The sequence below is a fragment of the Rhodococcus sp. IEGM 27 genome, from assembly GCF_033142305.1.
In the GTDB taxonomy this organism is placed as follows: Bacteria; Actinomycetota; Actinomycetes; order Mycobacteriales; family Mycobacteriaceae; genus Rhodococcus_F; species Rhodococcus_F oxybenzonivorans.
Genome location: NZ_JAWLSG010000002.1, coordinates 370,929 through 395,689 on the forward strand (window position 1 = coordinate 370,929; position 24,761 = coordinate 395,689).

General features: G+C 66.0%; 22 protein-coding genes. 11 read left to right on the top strand and 11 right to left on the bottom strand.

Annotated features, from left to right (window positions below):
* Positions 1-13: 13 nt before the first annotated feature.
* Together pfkB and R4P95_RS08145 are read right to left on the bottom strand one after the other, a co-directional pair.
* A complete protein-coding gene (pfkB, locus tag R4P95_RS08140; protein ID WP_213571747.1) occupies positions 14-994 on the bottom strand; it encodes a 1-phosphofructokinase in 981 nt (326 codons plus the stop codon).
* A complete protein-coding gene (locus R4P95_RS08145; RefSeq protein WP_159926334.1) occupies positions 991-1,758 on the bottom strand; it encodes a DeoR/GlpR family DNA-binding transcription regulator in 768 nt (255 codons plus the stop codon). Before R4P95_RS08145 ends, pfkB begins: the two co-directional genes overlap by 4 nt.
* Positions 1,759-1,966: 208 nt before the next feature.
* Here R4P95_RS08145 and ptsP point away from each other — a divergent pair, with 208 nt between their 5' ends.
* The 3 genes from ptsP (at position 1,967) to R4P95_RS08160 (ending at position 6,285) form a co-directional block, all read left to right on the top strand.
* Entirely contained in the window at positions 1,967-3,634 is a 1,668-nt protein-coding gene (ptsP, locus tag R4P95_RS08150) for a phosphoenolpyruvate--protein phosphotransferase (RefSeq protein ID WP_213571748.1), read from the top strand.
* Positions 3,635-3,703: 69 nt separating this feature from the next.
* Positions 3,704-5,032, top strand: coding sequence for a uracil-xanthine permease family protein (locus tag R4P95_RS08155; protein ID WP_317746569.1), 1,329 nt, complete (start codon positions 3,704-3,706; stop codon positions 5,030-5,032).
* A gap of 110 nt (positions 5,033-5,142) precedes the next feature.
* Entirely contained in the window at positions 5,143-6,285 is a 1,143-nt protein-coding gene (locus R4P95_RS08160; RefSeq protein ID WP_213571749.1) for an acyl-CoA dehydrogenase family protein, read from the top strand.
* 78 nt (positions 6,286-6,363) lie between these two features.
* On the opposite strand, the gene lexA is transcribed toward R4P95_RS08160, so the two are convergent.
* The gene (lexA, locus tag R4P95_RS08165; RefSeq protein ID WP_159926339.1) at positions 6,364-7,119 is read right to left on the bottom strand and encodes a transcriptional repressor LexA; all 756 of its coding nucleotides are present in this window, start codon (positions 7,117-7,119) and stop codon (positions 6,364-6,366) included.
* A gap of 311 nt (positions 7,120-7,430) precedes the next feature.
* Here lexA and R4P95_RS08170 point away from each other — a divergent pair, with 311 nt between their 5' ends.
* Positions 7,431-8,003: a LysM peptidoglycan-binding domain-containing protein gene (locus tag R4P95_RS08170; RefSeq protein ID WP_317746570.1), complete on the top strand. Its 573-nt coding sequence runs from the start codon at positions 7,431-7,433 to the stop codon at positions 8,001-8,003.
* Positions 8,004-8,182: 179 nt separating this feature from the next.
* The gene (nrdR, locus tag R4P95_RS08175; protein WP_109335162.1) at positions 8,183-8,647 is read left to right on the top strand and encodes a transcriptional regulator NrdR; all 465 of its coding nucleotides are present in this window, start codon (positions 8,183-8,185) and stop codon (positions 8,645-8,647) included.
* A 15-nt stretch (positions 8,648-8,662) separates the two neighbouring features.
* Here the strand turns inward: nrdR and hrpA are convergent, their stop codons facing one another.
* Complete coding sequence (hrpA, locus tag R4P95_RS08180) at positions 8,663-12,553, bottom strand: ATP-dependent RNA helicase HrpA (protein WP_317746571.1); 3,891 nt, start codon at positions 12,551-12,553, stop codon at positions 8,663-8,665.
* Positions 12,554-12,692: 139 nt separating this feature from the next.
* Between hrpA and R4P95_RS08185 the strand changes: the two genes are divergently transcribed.
* Positions 12,693-13,757 (top strand): alpha/beta hydrolase, encoded by a 1,065-nt coding sequence (locus tag R4P95_RS08185; protein ID WP_317746572.1) that lies wholly within the window; start codon positions 12,693-12,695, stop codon positions 13,755-13,757.
* 13 nt (positions 13,758-13,770) lie between these two features.
* On the opposite strand, the gene R4P95_RS08190 is transcribed toward R4P95_RS08185, so the two are convergent.
* Entirely contained in the window at positions 13,771-14,154 is a 384-nt protein-coding gene (locus R4P95_RS08190; protein WP_213571753.1) for a VOC family protein, read from the bottom strand.
* Between the two features lie 154 nt (positions 14,155-14,308).
* On the opposite strand from R4P95_RS08190, the gene R4P95_RS08195 reads away from it, so the two are divergent.
* Together R4P95_RS08195 and R4P95_RS08200 are read left to right on the top strand one after the other, a co-directional pair.
* Positions 14,309-15,673, top strand: coding sequence for an MFS transporter (locus tag R4P95_RS08195; RefSeq protein ID WP_109330713.1), 1,365 nt, complete (start codon positions 14,309-14,311; stop codon positions 15,671-15,673).
* Between the two features lie 61 nt (positions 15,674-15,734).
* A complete protein-coding gene (locus R4P95_RS08200) occupies positions 15,735-16,967 on the top strand; it encodes an aspartate aminotransferase family protein (RefSeq protein WP_317746573.1) in 1,233 nt (410 codons plus the stop codon).
* Here the strand turns inward: R4P95_RS08200 and R4P95_RS08205 are convergent.
* Entirely contained in the window at positions 16,964-17,233 is a 270-nt protein-coding gene (locus R4P95_RS08205) for a hypothetical protein (protein WP_213571755.1), read from the bottom strand. The two genes, R4P95_RS08200 and R4P95_RS08205, sit on opposite strands and share 4 nt — an antisense overlap.
* Positions 17,234-17,251: 18 nt before the next feature.
* Here R4P95_RS08205 and R4P95_RS08210 point away from each other — a divergent pair, with 18 nt between their 5' ends.
* On the top strand, positions 17,252-17,965 hold the full coding sequence (locus R4P95_RS08210; protein WP_317746574.1) for a hypothetical protein: 714 nt from the start codon (positions 17,252-17,254) through the stop codon (positions 17,963-17,965).
* On the opposite strand, the gene R4P95_RS08215 is transcribed toward R4P95_RS08210, so the two are convergent.
* The 3 genes from R4P95_RS08215 to R4P95_RS08225 all read right to left on the bottom strand — a co-directional run bounded on the left by R4P95_RS08215 (position 17,951) and on the right by R4P95_RS08225 (position 19,850).
* Positions 17,951-18,631: a PhzF family phenazine biosynthesis protein gene (locus tag R4P95_RS08215; RefSeq protein WP_317746575.1), complete on the bottom strand. Its 681-nt coding sequence runs from the start codon at positions 18,629-18,631 to the stop codon at positions 17,951-17,953. The two genes, R4P95_RS08210 and R4P95_RS08215, sit on opposite strands and share 15 nt — an antisense overlap.
* A gap of 88 nt (positions 18,632-18,719) precedes the next feature.
* The gene (locus tag R4P95_RS08220; RefSeq protein WP_109330704.1) at positions 18,720-19,259 is read right to left on the bottom strand and encodes a carboxymuconolactone decarboxylase family protein; all 540 of its coding nucleotides are present in this window, start codon (positions 19,257-19,259) and stop codon (positions 18,720-18,722) included.
* Between the two features lie 3 nt (positions 19,260-19,262).
* Positions 19,263-19,850 carry a peroxiredoxin gene (locus R4P95_RS08225; protein WP_109330702.1) on the bottom strand — a complete coding sequence of 196 codons (588 nt, stop codon included), beginning with the start codon at positions 19,848-19,850 and terminating at the stop codon, positions 19,263-19,265.
* 188 nt (positions 19,851-20,038) lie between these two features.
* Between R4P95_RS08225 and R4P95_RS08230 the strand changes: the two genes are divergently transcribed.
* The gene (locus R4P95_RS08230; RefSeq protein WP_317746576.1) at positions 20,039-20,962 is read left to right on the top strand and encodes a hydrogen peroxide-inducible genes activator; all 924 of its coding nucleotides are present in this window, start codon (positions 20,039-20,041) and stop codon (positions 20,960-20,962) included.
* A 79-nt stretch (positions 20,963-21,041) separates the two neighbouring features.
* Here R4P95_RS08230 and R4P95_RS08235 read toward each other — a convergent pair whose 3' ends face one another.
* On the bottom strand, positions 21,042-21,788 hold the full coding sequence (locus R4P95_RS08235) for a LysR substrate-binding domain-containing protein (RefSeq protein ID WP_317746577.1): 747 nt from the start codon (positions 21,786-21,788) through the stop codon (positions 21,042-21,044).
* Positions 21,789-21,846: 58 nt separating this feature from the next.
* Between R4P95_RS08235 and R4P95_RS08240 the strand changes: the two genes are divergently transcribed.
* The gene (locus tag R4P95_RS08240; RefSeq protein WP_109330697.1) at positions 21,847-22,251 is read left to right on the top strand and encodes a DUF5997 family protein; all 405 of its coding nucleotides are present in this window, start codon (positions 21,847-21,849) and stop codon (positions 22,249-22,251) included.
* A 4-nt stretch (positions 22,252-22,255) separates the two neighbouring features.
* On the opposite strand, the gene R4P95_RS08245 is transcribed toward R4P95_RS08240, so the two are convergent.
* The gene (locus R4P95_RS08245) at positions 22,256-24,760 is read right to left on the bottom strand and encodes a DEAD/DEAH box helicase (protein WP_213571758.1); all 2,505 of its coding nucleotides are present in this window, start codon (positions 24,758-24,760) and stop codon (positions 22,256-22,258) included.
* Position 24,761: the final 1 nt, after the last annotated feature.

Sequence of the window (24,761 nt, forward strand, 5' to 3'; positions counted from 1 at the left end):
GGTGTCCTTCGGGTCAGGCCGGATCGGGGGCGGGGGAGGTGAGGACGGTCACAGTGACGGCGTCCCTGTGCACGTGTTCGGGACTCGGCAGGGTGGTACCGGGGAGGGCCGCCGCCGCGCTGCCGTAGGCGACGGCGGATCGTAGGCACTCCGGAGGGGCTGCACCGGCGACGTGCGCCGCCAGATAGCCGGCCAGCGAGGAATCGCCGGCCCCGACGGTGCTTCGCGCGACGATGGGTGGCGGCGTCGCCCACCAGGATCCGTCGTTCGTCACGAGAACGGCACCGGCCGCTCCAAGGGTGACGAGTACCGTCTCGACGCCCCGATCGAGGAGCAGCCTTCCTGCGTGGGCGGCCGCAGTCGGATCGCCTTGCAGCGCGGCCTCTTCGAGTAGACGACCGTCGTAGCCGGTGAGCTGGGCGAGTTCCTCGCTGTTCGGTTTGACGAGGTCCGGTGCGGCGGAGGGAAAACGTTCCGCCAAGGCCAGTAGGGGCGCGTCGGAGGTGTCGACCGCCACTTTGCAGGACGCCGAGCGCAGCGACTCGACAAGCGTGCCGTACCAGTCGGTCGGAACGCCAGGCGGCAGGGAACCAGCCAGCACGACCCAGTCGGCACGCGCACCGAACTCGGAAAGCGCGGTGTGCAGATCGGCGAGGGACTGAGCCGTCATCGGGACACCGGGTTCGTTGATCTTCGTGGTCGTGCCGTCGGGTTCGGTGATCGTGATGTTGGTGCGGGCCGAGCCGGACATGGCCACGGTGACGTGCTCGATTTTGTTGTCCCTGAGGGTGGACGGCAACGGATCGCCGGCGTTGGCGGGGAGGATCGCCACAGTGGCGACGCCGGCGGAGGTCAGTGCGCGCGCCACGTTGACACCCTTGCCACCCGGATCGTTATGGGTGGCGACAGCGCGAAGGACGGAGCCGCGTTCGAGCCGTCCCCCGAGGGTCACGGTGCGGTCGATACTCGGATTTGCGGTCAGCGTGACGATCATGCGATCACCACCTCGATTCCCTGGTCGTGGAAATGGGCTCGGTCTGCGGGGCTGATGTCGGAATCGGTGACGAGAATGTCGACGCTGTGGATGGGTGCGAAACTCACCAGGTGCTCGCGCCCCACCTTGGACGAGTCGGCCACCACCACGACGTGGTTGGCGCATCGGACCATGGCCCGCTTCACCGCCGCCTCGTCGGTGTCCGGTGTGGACAGACCGTGGCCGACGCTCAGGGCGTTGGTGCCGATGAATGCGACGTCCACCCGAAGAACGTCGAGAATGCGTAATGCCTCCTCGCCGACTGCGGCCTGGGTGACACCCCGCACCCGGCCGCCGAGCAGGTGAAGGGTGACCGAGTTCAGTCCGGCAAGCCGGGCGGCAATGGGCACGGAGTTCGTGATCACTGTGAGGTCGGCGTCGGACGGCAGTTCCGGGATGATTCGGCCGGTGGTCGTTCCCGCATCGAACAGCACACTTCCCCCGGAGGGAGGCAGGAACGAGGCCGCGCGCTTGGCGATCCGGTCCTTCTGCTCGGCGCGGGTGTGGTCCCGCTCCGTCATGCCCGGTTCGGTGACCGTGAGAGATCCTGCGGGCACCGCGCCACCATGCACGCGTCGGACGTGTCCCAGCCGCTCGAGCAGGGCGAGATCCCGCCGGACCGTCTCGGTGGTGACGCCGAAGGTGTCGGAGAGATCCGCGACCGACATGCGGCCGCGTTGCGAGATCAGTGTGGTGACTGCCTGCTGACGTTCTTCCGGGTACACCGTCTCCCCGTTCCTTGTCTCGAAGAAGTTCGGTGAGGAAGTCCGATCGGGACAAAAGTCCGCTATGGTCCGCATCACACGAAATGTTGTGTCATGTTGTTTTACGCCCGACTGTGTTGACATGTCAAGAGTTGAGAGTAATCTCCGTCACAGAGTTGATGCGTGTGCGAACCACGCGATGACTGAACCGACCGGCCAGGAGGACCCGATGACCGAGAACCGTGAAATCGTGCGAGGTACCCCGGTGGTGCCGGGCATCGCCTATGCGCCGGTCATCTGGCCCGCCGCTCGACCTGAGGTCACCAGCGGGCTGCCGAGGGTCGACGAATCCGGGCGCGACCAGGAGAAAATCCGCTTCGAGGAAGCTGCAGCGGTGGTCGCTCAGCGCCTGCGCGATCGGGCAGCCACCGTGTCGGGAGCTGCTGCGGAAGTCCTTCAGGCCAACGCGGCCATGGCGGCAGACAGGGGGTGGCTGGGCGCAGCTCAGAAGCTGATCGCCGGCGGGGCGCCCGCCGAGGAAGCAGCCTCCGAAGCAACCGAGCAGTTCGCGGCGTTGTTCACCAAGATGGGTGGGCTGATGGCCGAACGCGTGACCGATCTGCGCGACATCCGCGATCGGGTCGTGTCGGAACTCCGGGGTCTACCCGAACCCGGCATTCCCGTTCCCGATGCGCCGTCGATCCTGTGCGCCCGGGATCTGGCTCCAGCAGACACCGCTGGTCTCGACCCCGCGTCGATCGTCGGACTCGTCACCCTGCTCGGGGGGCCGACCAGCCACACCGCGATCATCGCGCGGCAGCTCGGCATTCCGTGCGTGGTGGCAGTACACGATCTCGAGTCGGTTCCGGCCGGCACTCCCGTGCTGCTCGACGGTGCGGCTGGCGAAGTGGTGGTGGAGCCGGATCCAGCCGAAGCGCGGGCCGCGGTCGAGCACGGCCGAGCGGAGCGGGCGAGGATTTCGACGTGGTCGGGTCCGGGGCAGACCAGCGACGGCCGACCCGTATCGATCCTCGCCAACGTGCAGGACGGCGCCGGCGCCAGATCCGCACGGGAGACCGCCGCCGAAGGCGTCGGCCTCTTCCGCACCGAACTGTGCTTCCTCGACCGTGATGTCGAACCCGGTGTCGACGAGCAGGCGGACATCTACGCGGAGGTGCTCGAGGCGTTTTCCGGTCGGAAGGTAGTGATCCGCACCTTGGATGCCGGTTCGGACAAGCCGCTGCGCTTCGCCACTACGGCAGACGAGGCCAATCCGGCGCTCGGCGTCCGGGGAATCCGCATCGCAGTTCAGAACCCGGGCATTCTCGGTAGGCAACTCGACGCCATCGCTGCTGCGGCGAAACAGACTCAGTCACAGCCGTGGGTGATGGCGCCGATGATCGCCACCACCGCGGAGGCCGAGAACTTCGCTGCCGAGGTCCGCGCGCGGGGTCTGACCCCCGGCGTGATGATCGAGGTACCAGCGGCTGCGCTGCTCGCGGACCGCCTGCTCCGGCACGTCGACTTCCTGTCGATCGGTACGAATGACCTTGCGCAGTACACGATGGCTGCCGACCGCATGTCCTCCGAACTCGCGGCGCTCACCGATCCGTGGCAGCCTGCGGTCCTCGACCTCGTCGCGCGCACCGCTGCGGCGGGACTCGCGGCCGGGAAGCCCGTGGGAGTGTGCGGCGAGGCAGCAGCCGATCCTCTTCTCGCATGCGTGCTGGTGGGGCTCGGGGTGACGTCGCTGTCCTGCGCAGGTGCTGCGGTGTCCGGCGTTGGCGCCAAGATAGGCACGGTGTCCGAGGAACAGTGCCGTCGCGCCGCCGAGGAGGTACTGGCCACCAGCGATCCCATGGAAGCGCGGAACGTCGCGGCCCGGGTCTTGGGCTGACGACGCTTGCCGTGTCGTTTCGGGCCCCGCGGCGCGAAATTCGCAGATCGTCCCTACTATTGGCCAACTGTGACGAGAAGAGAAATCGACGCCTCCGACGGCCCTGTCGGAGAGGGTTCCGGCCAGGCCGCCCCCGCGAAGGCCTTCGGGTGGACCCTGCACGGTGACGGTAGGCGGATTGCCGACGGCGAGGTCGTTGCACCTGCCGAGCGTCTGACCTGGCCCCGTACGGTCGGGATCGGGATGCAACACGTCATCGCGATGTTCGGTGCCACCCTCTTGGTGCCGACGATTACCGGCTTCCCTGTCACCACCACGCTGCTGTTCTCCGGGATCGGAACGGCGCTCTTCCTGCTCCTGACCCGCGGCCGCATTCCCAGCTACCTCGGTTCCTCCTTCGCGTTCATCGCCCCGTTGACGGCATCCCAGGCATCAGGTCCTGCCGCCCAGCTCGGCGGGGTGGCGGCGGCGGGTGTGCTCCTCTTGCTGGTCGGCGTGGCCGTGAAACTGGCGGGCTCCCGGGTGATCGACGCGGTCATGCCGCCCGTCGTCACGGGCGCTGTCGTGGCGCTGATCGGGCTCAATCTCGCTCCGACAGCGGTCGATTCGTTCGAGTCACAACCCCTCATCGCGGGCGTGACCCTGCTCGCCATTCTTGTCGTCACCGTTCTCGGACCCGGATTGCTCGGCCGTCTCGGGATCCTGGTCGGCGTTGTCCTCGGCTGGATATTCGCGGCGATCACCGGGGGCCTCGCCGACGAACGCGTGACCGCCCTGCGCGATGCCGCCTGGTTCGGAATGCCCGAGTTGCGGGGGCCCACGTTCGAATGGTCGGTGATCGCGCTGACATTGCCCGTCGTCATCGTCCTCGTCGCCGAGAACGTCGGCCACGTGAAAGCGGTGTCCGCGATGACCGGCCGATCACTCGACGACGTTGCCGGCGACGCACTCGTCGCGGACGGACTCGCCACCACCCTGGCGGGATTCGGCGGTGGCTCCGGCACCACCACCTACGCCGAGAACATCGGGGTCATGGCCGCGACACGGGTCTATTCGACCGCGGCGTACTGGGTTGCTGCCGCCACGGCCGTGGTCCTCGCATTTTCCCCCAAGTTCGGCGCCCTGGTCTTCACCGTCCCGAGCGGTGTCATCGGCGGCGCGACTCTGGTGCTGTACGGGCTCATCGGCGTCCTGGGTGTCCGCATCTGGATGGAGGCGAAGGTCGATTTCACCGACCCGGTAAATCTGACCGTCGTTGCGGCGGCGCTGGTCGCCGGCATCGGTGACCTCACGCTGACGATGGGCTCGGTGGAGCTCGGCGGAATCGCCTGGGGTTCGATCGGCATCCTCGTCGCCTATCCCGTCATGCGGTCGCTCGCGAGGTTCCGCAGGTCGTGACCGAACCGGGTGGGTCATGAATCGCGATCACCTGGGTCATTCTCCGCTGCGCCCGCCACCTCTACCGTCGAACGAGACGTACCCGAACAAGTTTGATATGAGGAGACGGCGTGGAGCGCACCCTGTTCGAACCGGAGCACGAACTGTTCCGGGAGTCGTACCGAAAGTTTCTCGCCCAGCACGCCGAACCCAACCACGCCAAGTGGGAAGAACAGAACATTGTCGACCGCAGCGTGTGGGTCGAGGCCGGTAAGCAGGGCTTCCTCGGTATGGCGGTGCCGGAGGAGTTCGGCGGCGGCGGTGTCCGCGACTTCAGGTACAACGCGATCATCACCGAAGAGACCACGCGCGGAGGATACAGCGGCATCGGCTTCACACTGCACAACGACGTGGTGGCCCCCTACCTGCTCGAGCTCACCAACGAGGAGCAGAAGCAGCGCTGGTTGCCCGGGTTCGCCTCCGGTGAGCTGATCACGGCGATCGCCATGACCGAACCCGGTACCGGCAGTGATCTGCAGGGAATCAAGACCCGTGCGGTTCGTGACGGCGACGACTGGGTTCTCAACGGCTCCAAGACCTTCATTACCAACGGCATCAACGCAGACCTCGTGATCGTCGTCGCGTGTACCGATCCCGACAAGGGCGCGCAGGGATTCAGCCTCCTCGTCGTCGAACGGGGCATGGAGGGTTTCGAACGCGGCCGCAACCTGGACAAAATCGGCATGAAGGCCCAGGACACCGCGGAATTGAGCTTCACCGACGTGCGTGTTCCGGCGGCGAATCTGCTCGGTGAGGAGGGAATGGGCTTCCTCTACCTCATGAAGAATCTCCCGCAGGAGCGTCTGTCGATTGCCGTGGTGGCCGCGGCGGCCATGGAGTCGGCGCTGGAGATGACGATTCAGTACTGCCGCGACCGGAAGGCCTTCGGCAAGTCCATCGGCAGTTTCCAGAACACGCGCTTCGTACTCGCCGAGCTCGCTACGGAGACAACAGCTGTCCGCGTCCTCGTCGACAAGTTCATCGAACTGCTCAACGACGAGAAGCTCTCCGTCCAGGAAGCCGCCATGGCCAAGTGGTGGACCACCGAAGCCCAGGTCCGGCTCATCGACCGGTGCTTGCAGCTGCACGGTGGGTACGGGTACATGAAGGAGTACCCGATTGCCAAGGCCTACATGGATTCCCGTGTGCAGACGATCTACGGCGGAACCACGGAGATCATGAAAGAGATCATCGGTCGGGGTCTCAACCTCTGACCCGGTCAGCGCCATCTCGAGAACACGGAAGAGCCCGCAGCGTGTGTGCCGCGGGCTCTTCCGTGCGAGGATTGCCCTCTAGATCTTGCGCATCACGGTGACGACCTTGCCGAGGATCACGGCCTCGTTGCCGGGGATCGGCTCGAACAACGCGTTGTGGGGCATCAGCCACACCTCGTTTTTCGTGCGCTTGAAGGTTTTCACCGTGGCCTCGCCGTCGATCATCGCGGCGACGATGTCACCGTTCTCCGCCACGTTCTGCTGACGCACCACCACCCAGTCGCCGTCGCAGATCGCCGCGTCGATCATCGACTCACCGACCACCTTCAACAGGAACAACGACCCCTGGCCCACGAGTTCGCGGGGAAGCGGGAAGACGTCCTCGACAGCCTCCTCCGCGAGGATCGGGCCACCTGCGGCGATTCGGCCGAGAACCGGCACGAAGGTCGGCTCCGGTAGCGGTGCGCCCTCGACACCGGTAGGAACCGCGGCCAAAGGGGCGGTGGTGGCGCGGGCAGCATTGCCCGCATTGGCAGCGTTCGCGGCGGCGCCTGCGGCGACCTCGTCCACACCGCGCACGTCGACGGCGCGTGGACGATTGGGGTCGCGGCGGAGAAAGCCCTTGCGTTCGAGCGTGCGGAGCTGGTGGGCGACCGACGACGTCGAGGTGAGGCCCACCGCGTCGCCGATCTCCCTGATGCTCGGCGGGTAACCCCGTTCGTTCACGGACGTCCGAATCACCTCGAGGACGCGGCGCTGCCGATCGGTCAACCCGGCGGCGGTGCCGCCGCTCACCTGTGGAGCCGAACCGTCGGTCGAGCTGTCGTCCTTCATGGCGAGGGGCCTCCGTTTGTCGTGTCGATCTTCTGCCGTGCGGATGTGGATCGGGTGGTGTGGGTCGTGCGGATCCACTCGAAAATGGGTCGTATGTGACTGTTGTTTCGTTGCCTCGAATCTATCGCGGTTCCGCCGCAGTATCAAACACCTGTTCGACCGTGTCGTGCACGTGTTCGACCGCGAAGGGAAGACTTTGTCGGACCCGCATGGTAGAAATCGAACATGTGTTCTTTCGAACGCGTGATCGAACACCCGGCAGACTCCCACGCCTGGCGGGACGGAATCGGATTCGAGCAGCGGAGGTCCCGATGAGCAACGCAGTTCTCCATCGGCAGTCAGTTCTCCATCGGCAGTCGGTACTGAACGGCCGAAACCTGGATGGCCAGGCCGTCCTGGATCGGCACGCACTCGGCCCGCGCGCGGTTCGGGCAGGCGCCGGGTCACGCGTCGTCCGCTCGCGTGGGGGGCGGTCGTACCGGACACGGCCTCGCCGGCGTTTCGTCGAGGGTGACCTTCGCCGTCCCGCAGCCGGAACGGTCGCCTACGGCACCCGGTCACGCATGTCTCGCGCCGAGCACGCGCATCGGGGAAGCGACGTGGGTTGGAAGATGGTCCTCGCAAGCATCGCGATCACGGCCGCAGTTCTGTTGGGGCTCGTGGGAGTGGCGCAGCTTGCCACCATCGACGACATGGGGTCGTCGGGCGCCACCGAGGTCGTTCACGTTCGGGAGGGAGACAGTCTCGCTGCTGTGGCCGCGACTGTCTTCCCGGACCGTCCTGTGGCGCGGGTCGTCGAACAGATCATGGAACTCAATGCCATGTCGGACTCCGTCGTGCATCCGGGGCAGACGTTGATCGTTCCTGCGTCCGGCACCCGGTGATCGGGTGGCTCTGCATGCCTCCACCGATCGACAGACGAGTAGTCTCGAATGCTGTCAGTCCCACCACTTCGTGTGGTCGCGTCGAGATCGTGCATCCGCTGCGTGAATCCGTATTCGTCGGTTCGCCATCGGGGGAGGCGAAAAGCCGCGGCCACGACGGCTACGACGAAGGAATCGCCATGCACTGCCCGTTCTGCCGGCACCCCGATTCACGTGTGGTCGATTCCCGGGAAGCCGACGAAGGTCAGGCCATCCGCAGGCGACGCTCGTGTCCCGAGTGCGGCCGCCGGTTCACCACCGTGGAAACCGCGGTCCTCTCGGTCGTCAAGCGCAGCGGTGTCACCGAACCGTTCAGTCGGGAGAAGGTGGTGCGCGGCGTTCGGCGCGCCTGCCAGGGCCGCCAGGTCGACAACGACGCACTGAACCTTCTTGCCCAGCAAGTCGAAGATGCCGTGCGGGCCTCAGGTTCCGCGGAGATTCCCAGCAACGAGGTCGGGCTCGCCATCCTGGGTCCCCTCCGGGATCTGGACGAGGTCGCGTATCTGCGTTTCGCGTCCGTGTACCGCTCGTTCAGTTCGGCGGAAGACTTCGCGCGCGAAATCAAAGAACTACGCGCTCATCGCGAGTCCCGCGAAAGCGAATGACACCCGGTTCGGCCATCAGCGCACCTTCTGCATCGCGCTGAGAACCCGCTTTTCGGACACCGGTATCGGTGTCCCGATCGTCTGGGCGAACAAGCTGACTCGAAGTTCCTCGATCATCCAGTGGATCGCGTCGATGTCGGGCGAATGGTGCCGCTCCTCCGGCAGCGTTGCCAGCATGCGTTCATATGCTGCATATACGCGGTCGAGGACGTCCATTCCCTTCCGATCGCGGGGTGCACTGCCGGGGAGCGATTCGAGGCGTGCGGTGGCGGCGGAGAGATACCGAGGTAGCTCACGGAGCCGCGCGGATCCGGTCTCGGCAACGAAACCAGGAAAGAGCAGCGCCGCGCGCTGCTCCCGCACGTCGTCGGCAGCCTCGCCGGTGGCCCGTTCGAGAACCACTGCCAGTCGGTGATCAGATTCCAGAATCGGCAGGACAAGGCGCAGCAGAATTGCGACCTCGCGGGCCATCGCCGCTCGCGCCTCGGCGACGAGCGCGTCGAAGTCACGGGGAGTGCGGATCGGCGCCCCGTGGGCGGCGATCAACTGGTCAGCCGCGGCATTGCGGCAGTCGTCGATCAACGCGTCGAGGCTGCCGTCCGGATTCTGGCCGAGGGTCAGTCGCTGGGTATTGCTCAGCCCGGAGACGACCGTCTTGGCCTGGGTCGGTACGGCGGCCAGGAGGAGCCTGCGGGTTCCGGCGCGCATAGCCGCCCGTTGCTCGGACGGTGTGCTCAGGACACGGACGGCGACACCGTCGCCCTCGGGAACGAGGGCGGGATAGCCGGTGACTTTTTGCCCGCCCAGTTCTCGGGTCACCGTCGGCTCGAGGGAACCGAGCGTGTCCGGCGTCCAGGTGAGCGCAGGGGGCCGCTCGGAAGTGGAGGCCGCCTTCGCGACTTCCTTCTGCACGCGGGGAGCGAGGGACGTGCGGAGCGCCAACAGATCCTTGTCGCGGCCCAGAACGGTGCCCTTCTCGTCCACGGCCGCGAACGTCATGCGTAAGTGGTCGGGGAGTGCCACGACATCGAAGTCCTTCGGATCGATGCGGCATGCGCCGAGTCGCGACAACTCCCGAGCCATCGCGGTGACGAGCGGTTCGGAACGCGGTTTCACCGCCGCGAGGGCCGCTGCCGCGAAGTCGGGGGCCGGAACCACCTGCCGGCGTAAGGCTTTGGGGAGAGTCTTGATCAGGGCCGTCACCAACTCGACGCGCATGCCGGGGACGAGCCAATCGAAGCCCACCGGCCGGAGACCGGCGAGCAGGGCGATCGGGATGCGAGCGGTAACGCCGTCGTCCTCGTTTCCGGGCTCGAACTGGTAGGTGAGCGGGAACTGCATGTCGCCCTGACGCCAGGCGTCGGGGTAGTCGCCGCCCAGCACGGCGGCCGAATCGGCGTTGACGACCGTCGACTGGGTGAAGGTGAGGAGGTCCGGCGTGGCGCGGCGGGCCACTTTCCACCAGGAGTCGAAGTGGCGGGCTGACACTGCCTCGGCGCCCACACGCTGATCGTAGAATTCGTACAACGTGTCGTCGTCGACGAGGATGTCGCGGCGACGCGCGCGATGCTCGAGTTCCTCGACATCTTCGAGCAGTGCGCGGTTGGCGTGGAAGAATGTGTGCTGCGTTTGCCATTCGCCCTGGACGAGTGCATGGCGGATGAACAGTTCGCGGGACGTTTCGGGGTCGATGGCAGCGTAGTTCACCGCGCGCCGAGCGACGAGGGGGATTCCGTACAACGTCACGCGTTCGTACGCCATGGCGGATCCGCGCTTGGACGACCAGTGCGGTTCGGAGTAGGTGCGTTTCACGAGGTGCGGCGCGAGCTTCTCGGCCCACTCGGGTTCGATCCTCGCGGACATGCGTGCCCACAACCGAGAGGTTTCGACGAGTTCTGCGGCCATCACCCACCGCGGGGGCTTCTTGAACAGGCTCGAACCGGGGAAGATGGCGAATCGGCTTCCACGCGCACCGAGGAAGTCGCGCTTGTCGCCCTCGCGAAGTCCGATGTGCGACAACAGTCCCGCCAGCAGCGATTGGTGAATCGCCGCCTCCCCGGCGGTGGAGGTGCTGCTCACCTCCCAGCCCAGTCCGCGGGTGATCTGGCGGAGCTGACCATGGAGGTCCTGCCATTCGCGGATGCGGAGCCAGTGAAGAAATTCGTTGCGGCACATCTTCCGGAACTGGTTGGAGGACAGTTCGTTCCGTTGTTCGCCGAGATACTTCCACAGCTCGAGAAAGGCCAGGAAGTCCGAGTTCTCCACGGCGAAACGGGCATGTTTCTCGTCGGCCGCCTGCTGGAATTCGGCAGGACGTTCGCGCACGTCCTGGATCGACAGGGCGGAGACGATCACGAGGACTTCGGCGAGGCAGCCGTTGCGGTGCGCCTCGACGAGCATGCGGGCCATGCGAGGGTCCACCGGAATCTGGGCGAGTTCGCGTCCGACCGGGGTCAGGACGGGCTGCTCCTTCTGGGTGGACTGCTCGATCGCGCCCAGCTCTTCGAGCAGGCCGATGCCGTCCCGGATCGCGCGCGGATCGGGCGGTTGGACGAACGGAAACGCGGCGATGTCACCGAGACCGAGGGCGGTCATCTGCAAAATGACGGATGCGAGGTTGGTGCGAAGAATCTCCGGCTCGGTGAACGGGGGCCTGGACTCGAAGTCTTCTTCCGAGTACAGCCGAATGCAGATGCCGTCCGCGACGCGTCCACAGCGACCGGAGCGCTGGCGGGCGGAGGCCTGGGAGATCGGCTCGATCGGGAGACGCTGCACTTTTGTGCGCACCGAATACCGCGAGATGCGGGCAGTTCCCGGATCCACGACGTAACGGATGCCGGGCACGGTCAGGGACGTCTCGGCGACGTTCGTCGACAAGACGACCCGACGTCCCGTGTGGGGAGTGAACACCTTGTGCTGTTCCGCCGCGGAGAGTCGCGCATACAACGGAACGATGTCGGTACCCCGTAGTCGTCTGTCCCGCAGCGCGTCCGCGGTGTCGCGGATCTCCCGCTCGCCGGACAGGAAGACGAGGATGTCGCCGTCCCCTTCCGCCGACAGTTCTTCGACGGCTTCACACACCGCGTCGACGGGATCACGATCGAAGGTCTGATCGCCCACTTCGACGGTGAGAGGGCGGTAACGCATCTCGACAGGGAAGGTTCGCCCCGACACCTCCACGATCGGCGCGGGCACGCCGTCGACGGCGAAGTGCTCGGCGAACCGCTGAGGGTCGATCGTGGCCGAGGTGATGACGACCTTGAGGTCGGGTCGCCGGGGGAGTAGCTGGCGTAGGTACCCCAGGATGAAGTCGATGTTCAGGCTGCGCTCGTGAGCCTCGTCGATGATGAGGGTGTCGTACCGGCGGAGCATTTTGTCTCGCTGAATCTCGGCGAGGAGGATGCCGTCGGTCATCAGTTTGACGAGTGTGCCGTCCGACACCTGGTCGGTGAACCGCACCGTGTAGCCGACGGTCTCCCCGAGTTCGCTGTGTACCTCTTCGGCGATCCGTTCGGCTACCGTCCGGGCTGCGAGCCGGCGGGGCTGCGTATGCCCGATGAGCCCGCGTACCCCGCGGCCGAGTTCGAGGCAGATCTTCGGAATCTGCGTGGTCTTGCCCGACCCGGTCTCACCCGCGACGATTACCACTTGGTGCTCCGAGATGGCGTGCGCGATGTCGTCACGGCGCCGGCTGACCGGGAGCGCGTCGGGGTAGTCGATGCGGGGAACGCTCGCCCGTCGGCGCTCGAGCCGGGCGCGGGCGGTCGCGATCTCGTCCGAGACGCCGGCGAGCGCCTGGGGCGTGCGCGCTCGGTCCAGTCGCCTGCGGAGCCGGTGCTCGTCGCGCAAAGTGAGTTCGCCGAGGGAGTTCTTCAGATCTCGCCGGCTCGGTGCTGTGATGGACATGCTGAGCTACAGCCTAGCCAACGCGGTCGACGAGCCGACGGCTCGGGCGTAGCGGCGGGGGCAGGTCGTCGCCACGCGCTATTCTCCAGGACGACCAACGTCAGACGCGTACCCCGATATCGGCAACGGCTGGGAGACTATGTTCGACGAGTTCGCAGGTGAGAATTTCGACCTGCTCAGCCGCGACCGCGGCAGCGTCGTCGCGGCCGACGATGGCGTTCCGCTGGCCGTCCGCGAGGTCGGTCCCGAATATGCGCCGCTCACCGTGGTCTTCGTGCACGGTTTCTGCAACCGGATGACCGGCTGGCATTTCCAGCGCGTACACCTCGAAGAGGTATGGGGACCGACGATCCGCATGGTGTTCTTCGATCTGCGTGGGCACGGCAATTCGGGTGTGCCGCGACGTGAGACCTGCACGATTCCGCACCTCGCCCGGGACATCGACGCCGTGATCCGGGCACTCGTCCCTGAGGGGCCGATCGTGCTGGTCGGGCACTCCATGGGCGGAATGGCGGTGCTCTCCTATGTCGGCCGGTATCCCGACCTGATCGGTTCCCGGGTGGTGGGGGTCGGACTGATCGCGACCGCGGCGGGTGCACTGGGGGACGTCGGCCTCGCGCGGACCCTCAACACGCCGGTGGTCGCCGGATTCAGCACGGCGGCACGTGCCCTGCCTCGCGTAGTCCAGGGTGGCCGGGGCGCGAGCAAGCGCGTGCTGGCGCCGATTCTGCGGTCGGCGTCGTTCGGTGATCGTCGTATCAGCCCGGCCATCGTCTGGCACTCCGAACAGATGATCAACGACACACCCCTGAAGACGCTCGTCGATTTTCTGCCCTCGTTCAAGAACCACGACGAAACCGCCGCGGTGCCGCTCCTCGAACCGGTTCCCACTCTGGTGCTGTGCGGTGACAGGGACCTCCTGACGCCGTTCCGGTATTCGAAGGCGATCGCCGAGCAATTGCCGGAGGCAGAACTCGTCAGAGTGCCCGGCGCAGGACACATGGTGCACTTGGAACGGGCGTCACTGGTCTCGGAGGCGCTCGATCGTCTCGTCACGAGGTCGGTGGAATCGCTGCCCGCACCCAGTGCCTGGCGGGACGCCGTGCTGCTGGTCACCGAGCATCCGTGGATCGACACCGCTCGTCGCCGGGTAGTGGCTTGGGGGCGGGTGGTCCGGCAGCGGGTGTCGCGGTCTCACCGCTGACCGAAGGGCGTCGCTATCCGCCCGCATCGTCGCCCACCGGGTGTGGGGGAAGAACACAGAACTCGTTGCCCTCCGGATCGGCGAGCACCACCCACGGCACCCTCGAATCGTTGCTCAGCAGCCGGGCCCCGAGCGCGAGGAGTCGTTGCACCTCGGCGTCCTGCGTGCGCGACGACGGGGCGATGTCGAGGTGCAGTCGATTCTTGGCCGCTTTCTCTTCTGCGACGGGTTGGAAGAGCAGCGCTGGAAGTCCCGGTCGATTCGCCTCGAGGTAGGTGCGGCCGTACGCGTCGTTCCACTGGCGGGTCGACGGATAGTCCAGAGCCTCACACCAGAATTGGGCCAGTGATTGCGCGTCGTGGCAGTCGACGGCCACGGCGATGATGCGACTGTTCATCCCGGTCGACTACCCGTCGATGAGTCGGCGCACACTGCCGCTGGTCGAAGCTATCGGCGTCCGCGGACACGGTGGCAATCGGCAAAAGTGGCGACAACATCCGCCACTCGGGACACAATGGACTCACCTGACAGCGGCCTCGAGGGGGCGGAACATGGCATACGAGAATCCACCAGCCGACCAGGATGCCCTGCCGCCAGGAGTTCTTCGACGCGCAATCGCGGCTTCGGCAATGGGCAACGCCACCGAATGGTTCGACTACGGCGTGTATGCGTTCACGGTGTCGTATATTTCGGCGTCCTTCTTTCCCGGCGACACCGGCTCTGCCACGTTGTATGCCCTGCTGGTGTTCGCTGTCTCCTTCGTCGTGCGACCCCTCGGCGGGCTCGTCTGGGGCCCGCTCGGTGACCGTCTCGGCCGCCGACAGGTTCTGGCGCTCACCATCCTGCTGATGGCGGGAGCGACGTTCTGTGTGGGACTCGTTCCCGGATACGACGTCATCGGATTCTGGGCACCCTTGTTGCTGGTGCTTCTTCGCATGATCCAGGGTTTCTCCACCGGAGGTGAGTACGGCGGCGCGGCTACCTTCATGGCCGAGTATTCGCCCGACCGAAAGCGAGGATTCTGCGGTAGTTTCCTCGAATTCGGCACGCTCGGCGGATACGCGCTGGGCGCCATTGTGGTTCTGACGGTGGAGCTGGCGTCCACCGAACCGTTCATGGAGACCTGGGGATGGCGTATTCCCTTCCTGATCGCGGGCCCGATGGGTCTGATCGGCCTGTACCTGCGCACGAAACTCGAGGAAACACCCGTCTTCCGCGAACTCGACGAGGAAGGGGCGGTCGAGGAGGGGGCCGCGACGGAGTTCAAGGATCTGGTGACGGAGTACTGGCGGCCGATGTTGCTGCTCGCCGGTCTTGTCGTCGCTCTGAACGTCACCAACTACACCTTGCTCAGCTATATGCCGACGTATCTGGAAACCCAGATCGGTTTGTCGTCCACCGCGTCGTTGACCCTGTTCATCGTCGGGCAACTCGTGATGATGGCGGTGATCCCGTTCGCGGGCGGGTTGTCGGACCGATTCGGACGAAAACCGTTGTGGTACGTCTCGCTCGTCGGTCTCATCGTGCTGGCGGTGCCGATGTATCTGCTGATGCGCCAGGGATTCGCTTGGGCAATCTTCGCTTTCGCCGTCCTGGGATTGCTGTACGTGCTGCAGCTGTCGACGATCTCCGCAACGTTCCCGGCGATGTTTCCCACGCACGTGCGCTTCGCCGGATTCGCCATCGCCTACAACGTGTCCACCTCGCTGTTCGGGGGAACGGCGCCTGCCGTCAACGAACTGCTGATCGAGTGGACGGACAACACGCTGATGCCCGCGTTCTACATGATGATCGCGTGCGGGATCGGTCTCGTGGCGCTCTACTTCGTGGCCGAGACGGCAGGAGCCTCCATCCGAGGCCGGGGGCTGCCGGGAATCGACACGGAACCGCATCCCACCGCATACGCCGAGAAGTAGGCGGGCGAGATCCCTGCCCGGCGACATGGCATAGTCGCCTCGGAGTGGGGTTCACGAAGGGATGATCATGGCGTCGGCACTGTGGCACGGCTTCGCGGATATGGGCGCGGTGGAGGAGAACGGCGCGTTCGTCGTCTCCCGCGGCGACGGCGCGTACATCTGGGACGATCAGGGAAACCGCTACCTCGACGCCACCGCGGGTCTGTGGTTCACCAACGTCGGCCACGGGCGCTCGGAGATCGCGGACGCTGTGGCGGACCAACTTCGGACCGTCGCGCATTTCTCGAATTTCGGCGATTTCGTCCCCGCAACCACAGCAGCACTCGCCGACCGGCTGGCCGCGCTGGCTCCCGTGCCGGGCAGCAAGATCTTCTTCACCTCCGGTGGATCCGACTCCGTGGACACGGCAGCCAAACTGGCGCGCCGCTACTGGCACGAAATGGGCAGGCCCGACAAGACGATCGTGGTCGGCAGGCAGAAGGCGTACCACGGCATGCATGTCGCGGGTACCGCGCTGGCAGGCATCCCCGTCAACCGGGAGGGCTACGGCGAGTTGATGTCCGACGCCGCGACCGTGGCATGGGACGACGCCAAGAGTCTCCTCGAGCTCGTCGAGAAGGTCGGCGCCGACCGGATCGCGGCATTCTTCTGCGAGCCGATCATCGGCGCGGGCGGCGTGTATCTGCCGCCGGACGGTTACCTCACCGAGGTCCGGGACATCTGCCGTGAACACGACATCCTGTTCGTCGTCGACGAGGTGGTCACGGGCTTCGGGCGAATCGGCGGCGACTGGTTCGCGTCCACGCGGTTCGGTCTCGAACCCGACATGATGACCACGGCGAAGGGCTTGACCTCCGGCTACGTCCCCATGGGGGCGGTCTTCATCGCACCCCGGGTGGCGGAGCCCTTCTTCGCCGGCGGTGTCTGGTGGCGTCACGGATACACCTACGGTGGGCACGCCGGCGCGGCGGCCGCTGCACTTGCCAACCTCGACATCATCGAGCGGGAGAACCTTCTCGCGGACTCGAAGCGCCTCGAGGCCTCGTTACATCGGCACCTCGCACCGCTCGCCGACCACCCCCGGGTCGCGGAGATTCGCAGCGGCCTCGGCGCTGTCGCCGCCGTGCAACTCGCCGACCCCGCGGAGGCTTTGCCCTTGGTAAAGACTCTTCGCGAGCACGGAATTTCGAGTCGTGCCGCCGGTCAAGGTGCGATGCAGATTTCACCCGCGTTCGTCATGACGGACGAGCAGGTGGGCGCGCTCGCCGACGGATTCGGACGCGCACTCGGCTAGTGCGATCCGGGTAGCCGGCTGCGGAGTCGGTGCAGGGCGGCGGCCGAGCGAGCCCGCCAGGTCGGCGGTGTCAACGGAATCTCCTGCTTCCCATCGCGTGCTGCGTAGGCGCGCGTGTAGCGCTCGTGGAGCCGGGCGCGGACCTCGTCCGGCGTGTATGCCTTGCGTTGCCGGTCTGCGCGGGCCGCCACGACACCGGTCGCTGCCACGCCCACCACACCGGCGAGCCCGACGAGTTTCCACCACTGTCTGCCTCGGGGTCTCATCGCCTTAGGCTAGAGCGCATGCACGCGCCCTCGCACACCGACGCTCGATCGGCCGGTTCCCGTATCGACCTCGACACCGCGGTGAACATCACCCGCACCGGAGATATCTGGATCTTCCGCGGAGAATCGCCGGCGGACCGGGCCATTCAGACGCTGACCAACAGCCCCGTCAACCACGTGGGCATGTCGGTGGTGCTCGAAGATCTGCCGCCGCTGATGTGGCACGCGGAACTCGGGCATTCGTTGCAGGACATGTGGACCGGGCGGTTTCAACGCGGCGTGCAGTTGCACGATCTACGCGCCGCCGTCCAGGTGTGGGGTGCCCGTTACGGACAGCGGGGGTGGTTGCGGCAGCTCGCGGAGCCCGCAACGAGGGAACAGGAAGACGCGCTGATGCGGACCATTGCGCGACTCGACGGAACTCCGTTCCCCTCGACCGCGAAACTTGCTTCTCGCTGGTTCGGTGGACGGCTCCCTCTCGGCCGGCGTGCGAGGAGGCGTTCAGGGAGCCTCGAAAGTGCTTACTGTGCCGAGGTGGTCGCCACAACTTACGAAGAGATGGGCCTTCTCGCCGGGGATCACCGCACGAGTTGGTACGACCCCGGAAAGTTCTGGAGTGGCGACCGGCTTCCCCTGGTCCCCGGTGTCACGCTGGGCCGCGAGATCGAGGTCGTCCTCAGCGACGCCGATCTCGCCGCGGGGCGCGGCCGTCGCCTGTCAGAGGGTTCGTGACTTTTCGGCATGCACACGCCCGCCGACCTCGACCCAGCCGGCGGGGTCGTACGTGGTGCGCAGTTCGGAGCCGCGGCCCTGCGTGATCAGCAGGGCGTGCCGGAGGTGAGCGGTGATACGGACGGCGGCGGCTCCAGTCGCCTCGTCCTCCACGATGCCCATGTCGGGCGCAAACATTCGTGACCGAATCGAGTGCTCCACCTTGTCGGTCCAGGCCCACAGGTAGTGGTGGCCCTTGCCGAACTTCTTCGGATCGGCAGTCTCGACGTCCCTGACGCTGTTCATCAGGTACAGCGAGAATTCGGGCGCCCACTCCGGCTTTGCCCGCACCCAGGTGATCGCACCCGAGTGCCGGGTGGTCACAGCTCCGGCTGGTACGTCCAGCGTCTTCACTGCGGTACCGCGTTCACGCAGCCACCAGGACAGCCCGACGGTGGGGTGTCCTGCGAAGGGAAGCTCGGTTCCGGGTGTGAAAATTACCGCGCGGGCGGAGTCGTCGCCCGGGGCGGGGAGATCGACGAAGATCGTCTCGCTGTATCCGAGGGCAGCCGCGACTTTCTGCCGGTCGTCGGGCGGGACGGTCGACGCATCGACGATGCCGAGCGGATTGCCGTGGCGTCCGTTCTCGTCCGTGAATACCCGGACGACGTCTACGTGAAGGGGCATTGACGCACTCTATCGCTCCGAGGAGCGACGAAGGGCCCCGCATGCGCAGTACGCGAGCGGGGCCCTTCGGGAGTACCTCTGCGAGGTGTCAGACGCTCGCGGTGGCGAGGGTCTCGTTGGCCTCGACGGCCTGAGCGACACCCGCGACGATCGAACCGGCGCGGATCGCTTCGAAGATCACCTCACGGTCGACGCCTTCCTGCCGGAGGGTGTTCTCGTGGGCTTCGAGGCAGTGGTTGCAGCCGTTGATCGCGGAGACCGCGAGCGACCACAGCTCGAAATCGGCCTTGTCGACACCCGGGTTGCCGATGATGTTCATCCGCAGGCCCGCACGGAGATCGTCGTACTTACCGTCAAGGTAGCCCTTGGTGCGGTAGAAGACGTTGTTCATGCCCATGATCGACGCGGCACCCAGAGCTGCGTTGTAGGCCTCGGCCGACAGCGAGTCGGCCGCCTCTTCGGCGATCTCCTTCAAGGTGGTCGCCGACTTGGTGGCAGCTGCGGTGGCGAGGAGGGTGCCCCACAGCTGCTGCTCGTTCAGCACGGTACTGCGCGCGATGGAACTCAGATTGAGCTTGAGGTCTTTGGCGTATTCGGGGAGTGAGTTCTTCAGATTCTCGACAGTCATGACTCAGACGCTCGCAGTCAGCAGTTCGCCGGCGTCGATCGTCGGATCGCCCTTCTTCCAGTTGCAGGCGCACAGCTCGTCGGACTGCAGGGCGTCGAGGACACGAAGGACCTCGTCGACGTTGCGGCCCACGGAACCGGCGGTGACGGAGACGAACTGGACCTCGTTGTTGGGGTCGACGATGAAGGTGGCGCGGTCGGCGACACCGTCGGCGTTGAGAACGCCTGTGGCCTCGACCAGTTCACGCTTGAGGTCCGAAAGGATCGGGAAGGGAAGGGTCTTCAGGTCCTCGTGCTGGGCACGCCACTGGAAGTGGACGAACTCGTTGTCGACGGACGCACCGAGCACCTGCGCGTCGCGGTCGGCGAACTCGTCGTTCAGCTTGCCGAATGCGGCGATCTCGGTGGGGCACACGAACGTGAAGTCCTTGGGCCAGAAGAAGACGATCCGCCACTTGCCGGCGTGGTCGTCGCTGGTGATCGTGGTGAAGTAGTCGTCGGGCTGCTGGGCGTCGACCTTGGAGAGATCACCGCCGATGACGGCTTTCAGGTTGTACGCGGGGAACTGATCGCCGATGGTGAGCAGAGCCATGTTTCGTCCTCCTACTTGTCTTGTGAACACGTCGAACGCAGTGCAACCACACCCGCAGGCGCAGTTGAGGGTTTCGGTACCGGAAGCGGGTGGCACGAAGGTCGTGCACCCGCGTTTTCTGGTGTGATTCCATTCTGCACGAAACCGGCTGAAAGGTAAAGCCGATAGATGTCTCTATACTGATAGGCATGGCTGATCAGAGTTATCAACCCACACTGTCGCAGCTGCGTGCGTTCGTCGCGGTGGCCGAACACCGCCATTTCGGCACTGCGGCTACACGTTTGAGTGTGAGCCAACCCACACTCTCCCAGTCCCTCGCCGCCCTCGAAAGCGGCCTCGGCGTACAGCTGATCGAGCGGAGTACCCGCCGGGTCCTCGTGACCACAGCCGGTGAGAGACTGCTCGGCCAGGCGAAGGTCATCCTCGAAGCCACCGATGGTTTCGTCGCGACGGCGGCGGGCGTGGGGGAGCGGCTCACCGGACCGCTGCGGATCGGATTGATCCCCACTGTGGCCCCGTACGTGTTGCCCGCATTGCTGCCGGCCCTCCGGCAGGACATGCCCGCTCTGGAACCACAGGTGATCGAGGATCAGACTGCGCGCCTTCTCGAATCACTGCGCACCGGCTCGCTCGACGTCGCGGTGATGGCACTGCCCAGCGGCGCGGCCGGGCTCACCGAAATACCGCTGTACACAGAAGACTTCGTGATGGTCGTGCCCGAAGGGCATGAGCTGGCCGGACATACGGGTATCTCGCCCTCGGTGCTGGGTGCGTTGCCGCTCCTGCTCCTCGACGAAGGTCACTGTTTGCGGGACCAGACCCTCGACCTCTGCAGATCGGCGGATGTCCAGCCTATGGCGGGCGACACCCGCGCGACGTCGCTGTCGACGGTGGTCCAGTGCGTTGCAGGCGGGCTCGGGGTGACGCTGGTCCCCGAGTGTGCCGTGCGGGTAGAGATCGGGCGCGGCCCCTTGGCCACCGCACGCTTTGCCGCCCCCGCTCCGGGCCGGACGATCGGACTCGTCTTCCGCTCGTCGAGTGCGCGCGCCGAAGACTACGGGCAGCTGGCGGCCCTGCTCACGAACTCGGCCCCGGTCACTACTTCGCGCTGAGCCGCCGACGGCGGCTCACCGTTCGGGACTGAGCCGCCGACGGCGGCTCACCGTTCGGGACTGAGCCCCCGCCGCGAACTCACGACCGGCGGCGAGGTTTCCCGCGGCTGCCACCGCGCTTCCCCGAACCTCCACGGGCATTCTTGTTCCCGGCTGCCCGCTGCTGCCGCGTAGCGCCGGGTTCCGGACGTTTCTTCTTCGCCGGCTCGGCCGGTGGACGCCCTCGCGAACTGTTGACCGTACGCCCGCGCACGATTCCGATGAACTCCTCGACCAGTTCCGTTTTCCGATCCTCGGGCCACGACAGTGCAATCCGCGACTCGGGGCCGTCGGTCACCGGCCGGAACGTCAAATCCTTACGGTGATACAGCCGGGCCAGCGACTGCGGTACGACGACGAGGCCCACTCCGGCCGCCACCAGTTCGATCGCATCCGCCGTCGTGGCGGGACGCTCCTTCGCCGGTACTCCGGGGAATTCTGCCCAATCGAGAATGTCGTCGAGGGGATGCAGCACGACGTCGTCCGCAAGGTCCTCCGCGGCGATCTCGTCCACCGCTGCCACCACATGGTCTCGGGGGATGACGACGACGGGGGTCTCGGCATAGAGGGGGATGGCGCTGAGGCCTTCCCTGTCGATCGGCACCCGGACGAGCCCGGCGTCCACCTCGCCGTCTCGCAGAGCTGCGGGCGCGTCGGCCGCGGACAGCGCAATCAGGGTGAGGGGTACGCCGGGCATCCGCTCGTTCCAGATCCGGATCCACTTGGTGGGTGTCACCCCCGGGACGTACGCAAGGCGGAACGAAGGGGGCACTACCGCGTCTGTCACTCCGTCAGGCTACCGGCCGTGGTCGGAACCACTGCGCATCCTCGTTACTCTTGGCACCATGACGTCGCACAAGAGCACCCAGACGATGAAGCCGGCAACCGCGGCGAAGAAGCTGGGTGTGTACCTCGAAGCCACACCTGCCGAGTTCCAGGAGGGTGTCGTGTCCCGCGACGAGCTCACCGCGCTGCAGTCCGATCCGCCCGAGTGGTTGCTCGAACTGCGGCGCAACGGCCCGCACCCGCGTTCCGTGGTCGCGGCGAAGCTGGGGGTCTCCATCGCGGGCCTGGCGCGTGGCGGGGTCACCGAGGCCCTCACCACCGAGGAGATCGACAGCCTCATGGCGGATCGGCCGGAGTGGTTGCAACAGGAGCGCGCCACCCAGGCCGAGGTTCGGCAGGAGGCCGTGCGAATCAAGGAGAAGAAGGCGGCACGACGCGATCAGCCCCGGAAACGACGTTCGTGAACCGCTAGCCCTCGACGATGCTGAGTTCGTCGAACACCACTTCTCCGGCGGCATCGGACTCGGGGAGATCGACGACGGCGGTCAAGGCCCAGCCGTGATCGCCCTGCGGGTCCTCGAGGACCTGACGCACGCGCCAGAACTCGGGGGCCACCTCCACCTGGAAGAGCTGGGGTCCACGCGCGGAGGGTCCGGTGCCCACGGTGGAGTACTCGTCGAAGTAGGGGAGGAGCTGTTCTTCCCACTCGTACGCGTCGATGCCGTCGCCGAGCGCCTCGAGCTCGGACCACCGTCGCCGTGACGCCAGCTCGATGCGCCGGAACATCGCATTGCGCACCATCACCCGGAACGCACGTTCGTTGGCGGAAATGGGTCGTGGGACGTCGGCACCGAACGCGACCTGCTGAACGTCACCTTCCGCGCCCGGATCGGTAAGTGATTCCCACTCGTCGAGAAGGCTGGAATCCACCTGGCGGATGAGTTCACCCAGCCACTCGATGAGATCGTCGAGTTCTTCCGTCCGAGCTTCCGTCGGAACCGTCTGCCGCAAGGCGCGATAGGCGTCGGCGAGGTAGCGCAGGACCAGTCCCTCGGACCGTGCCAGTCCGTAGTGGCTGACGAGCTCGGCGAAGGTCATTGCCCGCTCGACCATGTCGCGGACCACCGACTTGGGTGACAGCGCAAACTCCGAAATCCACGGATGCCCACCGCGATACATCTCGAACGCCGGGAACAGTACATCGGACAACGGCTTCGGCCACGTGACCTCCTCGAGGAGTTCCATGCGCTCGTCGTACTCGATTCCGTCCGCCTTCATCTGCGCCACAGCCTCGCCGCGGGCGGCATGCTGCTGCGCCATGAGTACCTGCCGCGGGTCGTCGAGGGTCGACTCGATGACCGAGACAACGTCGAGCGCATAGGATTCCGACTCCGCGTCGAGTAGTTCCAGCGCCGCGAGCGCGAATGTCGACAACGGTTGGTTCAGAGCGAAGTCCCGTTGCAGTTCCATCGTGAGGCGGGCCATCCGCCCATCGGCATCCGGCTCGTCCAAGCGCTGCACGATGCCCGCGTCGATCAACCCGCGATACAGCGACAGTGCCTTCAAGATGTGCTTACGCTGCGCGGGCCGCGATTCGTGGTTGTCCTCGAGGAGATGCCGCATCGAGGCGAAACAGTTGCCGGGTCGCGCGATGACATTGAGCAGCATGGAGTTCGATACCGAGAACCGTGAGATCAGCGGCTCGGGTGAGGCTGCGACGAGGCGGTCGAACGTGGCCTCGCTCCACGAGACGAATCCGTCCGGTGCCTTCTTACGCTGGACCTTCCTACGTTTCTTCGGGTCGTCGCCGGCTTTGGCCAGTGCCCGCAGGTTCTCGACCTCGTGCTCGGGGGCCTGGACCACGACGGTGCCGAGGGTGTCGTACCCCGCGCGGCCGGCACGTCCCGCGATCTGATGGAACTCGCGCGCACGCAGGTGGCGCGTGCGGCTGCCGTCGAACTTGGTCAGGCCGGTGAGGAGCACGGTGCGGATGGGCACGTTGATGCCCACCCCCAGTGTGTCGGTGCCACAGATCACTTTGAGTAGTCCGTCCTGGGCCAGCTTCTCGATCAGCCTGCGGTACTTGGGCAGCATCCCCGCATGGTGCACACCGATACCGTGCCGCACGAGGCGGGAGAGGGTCTTGCCGAAGCCGGTGGTGAATCGGAAGCCGCCGAGTGCCTCGGCGATGGCATCCTTTTCGGCGCGGGAGCAGAAGTTCACACTGGTCAGCGCTTGGGCACGTTCGAGCGCCGCGGCCTGGGTGAAGTGCACGACGTATACCGGAGCCTGATTGGTGGTCACCAGTTCTTCGATGGTCTCGCTCACCGGGGTGGTCGCATACGAGAACATCAGCGGAACGGGTCGCTCGGTACCGGCGACGACGGTGGTAGGCCTGCCCGTGCGCCTCGTGAGGTCGGTGGAGAAGAAGTCGACCTCACCCAAGGTGGCGGACATCAAGAGAAACTGGGCGTGGGGCAGTTCGATGAGTGGCACCTGCCACGCCCAGCCACGATCCGGCTCGGAATAGAAATGGAACTCGTCCATAACGACTTGCCCGATGTCGGAGTCGGGTCCCTCACGTAGGGCGAGATTCGCGACGATTTCTGCGGTCGCGCAGATGATGGGCGCCCGGGAGTTGACGGCGGCGTCACCGGTCATCATTCCGACATTCTCTGCGCCGAACACCTCACAGAGCGCGAAGAACTTCTCGCTCACCAGGGCCTTGATGGGGGCGGTGTAGAAGGTGCGCTTCCCGGTGGCCATGGCGAAGAAGTGCGCACCGACCGCGACCATCGACTTGCCGGATCCGGTGGGCGTCGCCAGGATCACATTGGCGCCGGAGACGAGCTCCATGATCGACTCTTCTTGGGCGGGATAGAGCCGCAGACCTCGATCTTCGGTCCACGAGGTGAAGGCGTCGAAAACGGAATCAGGATCCGCGTCTTCGGGGAGAAGGTCGGGAAGAAGCACT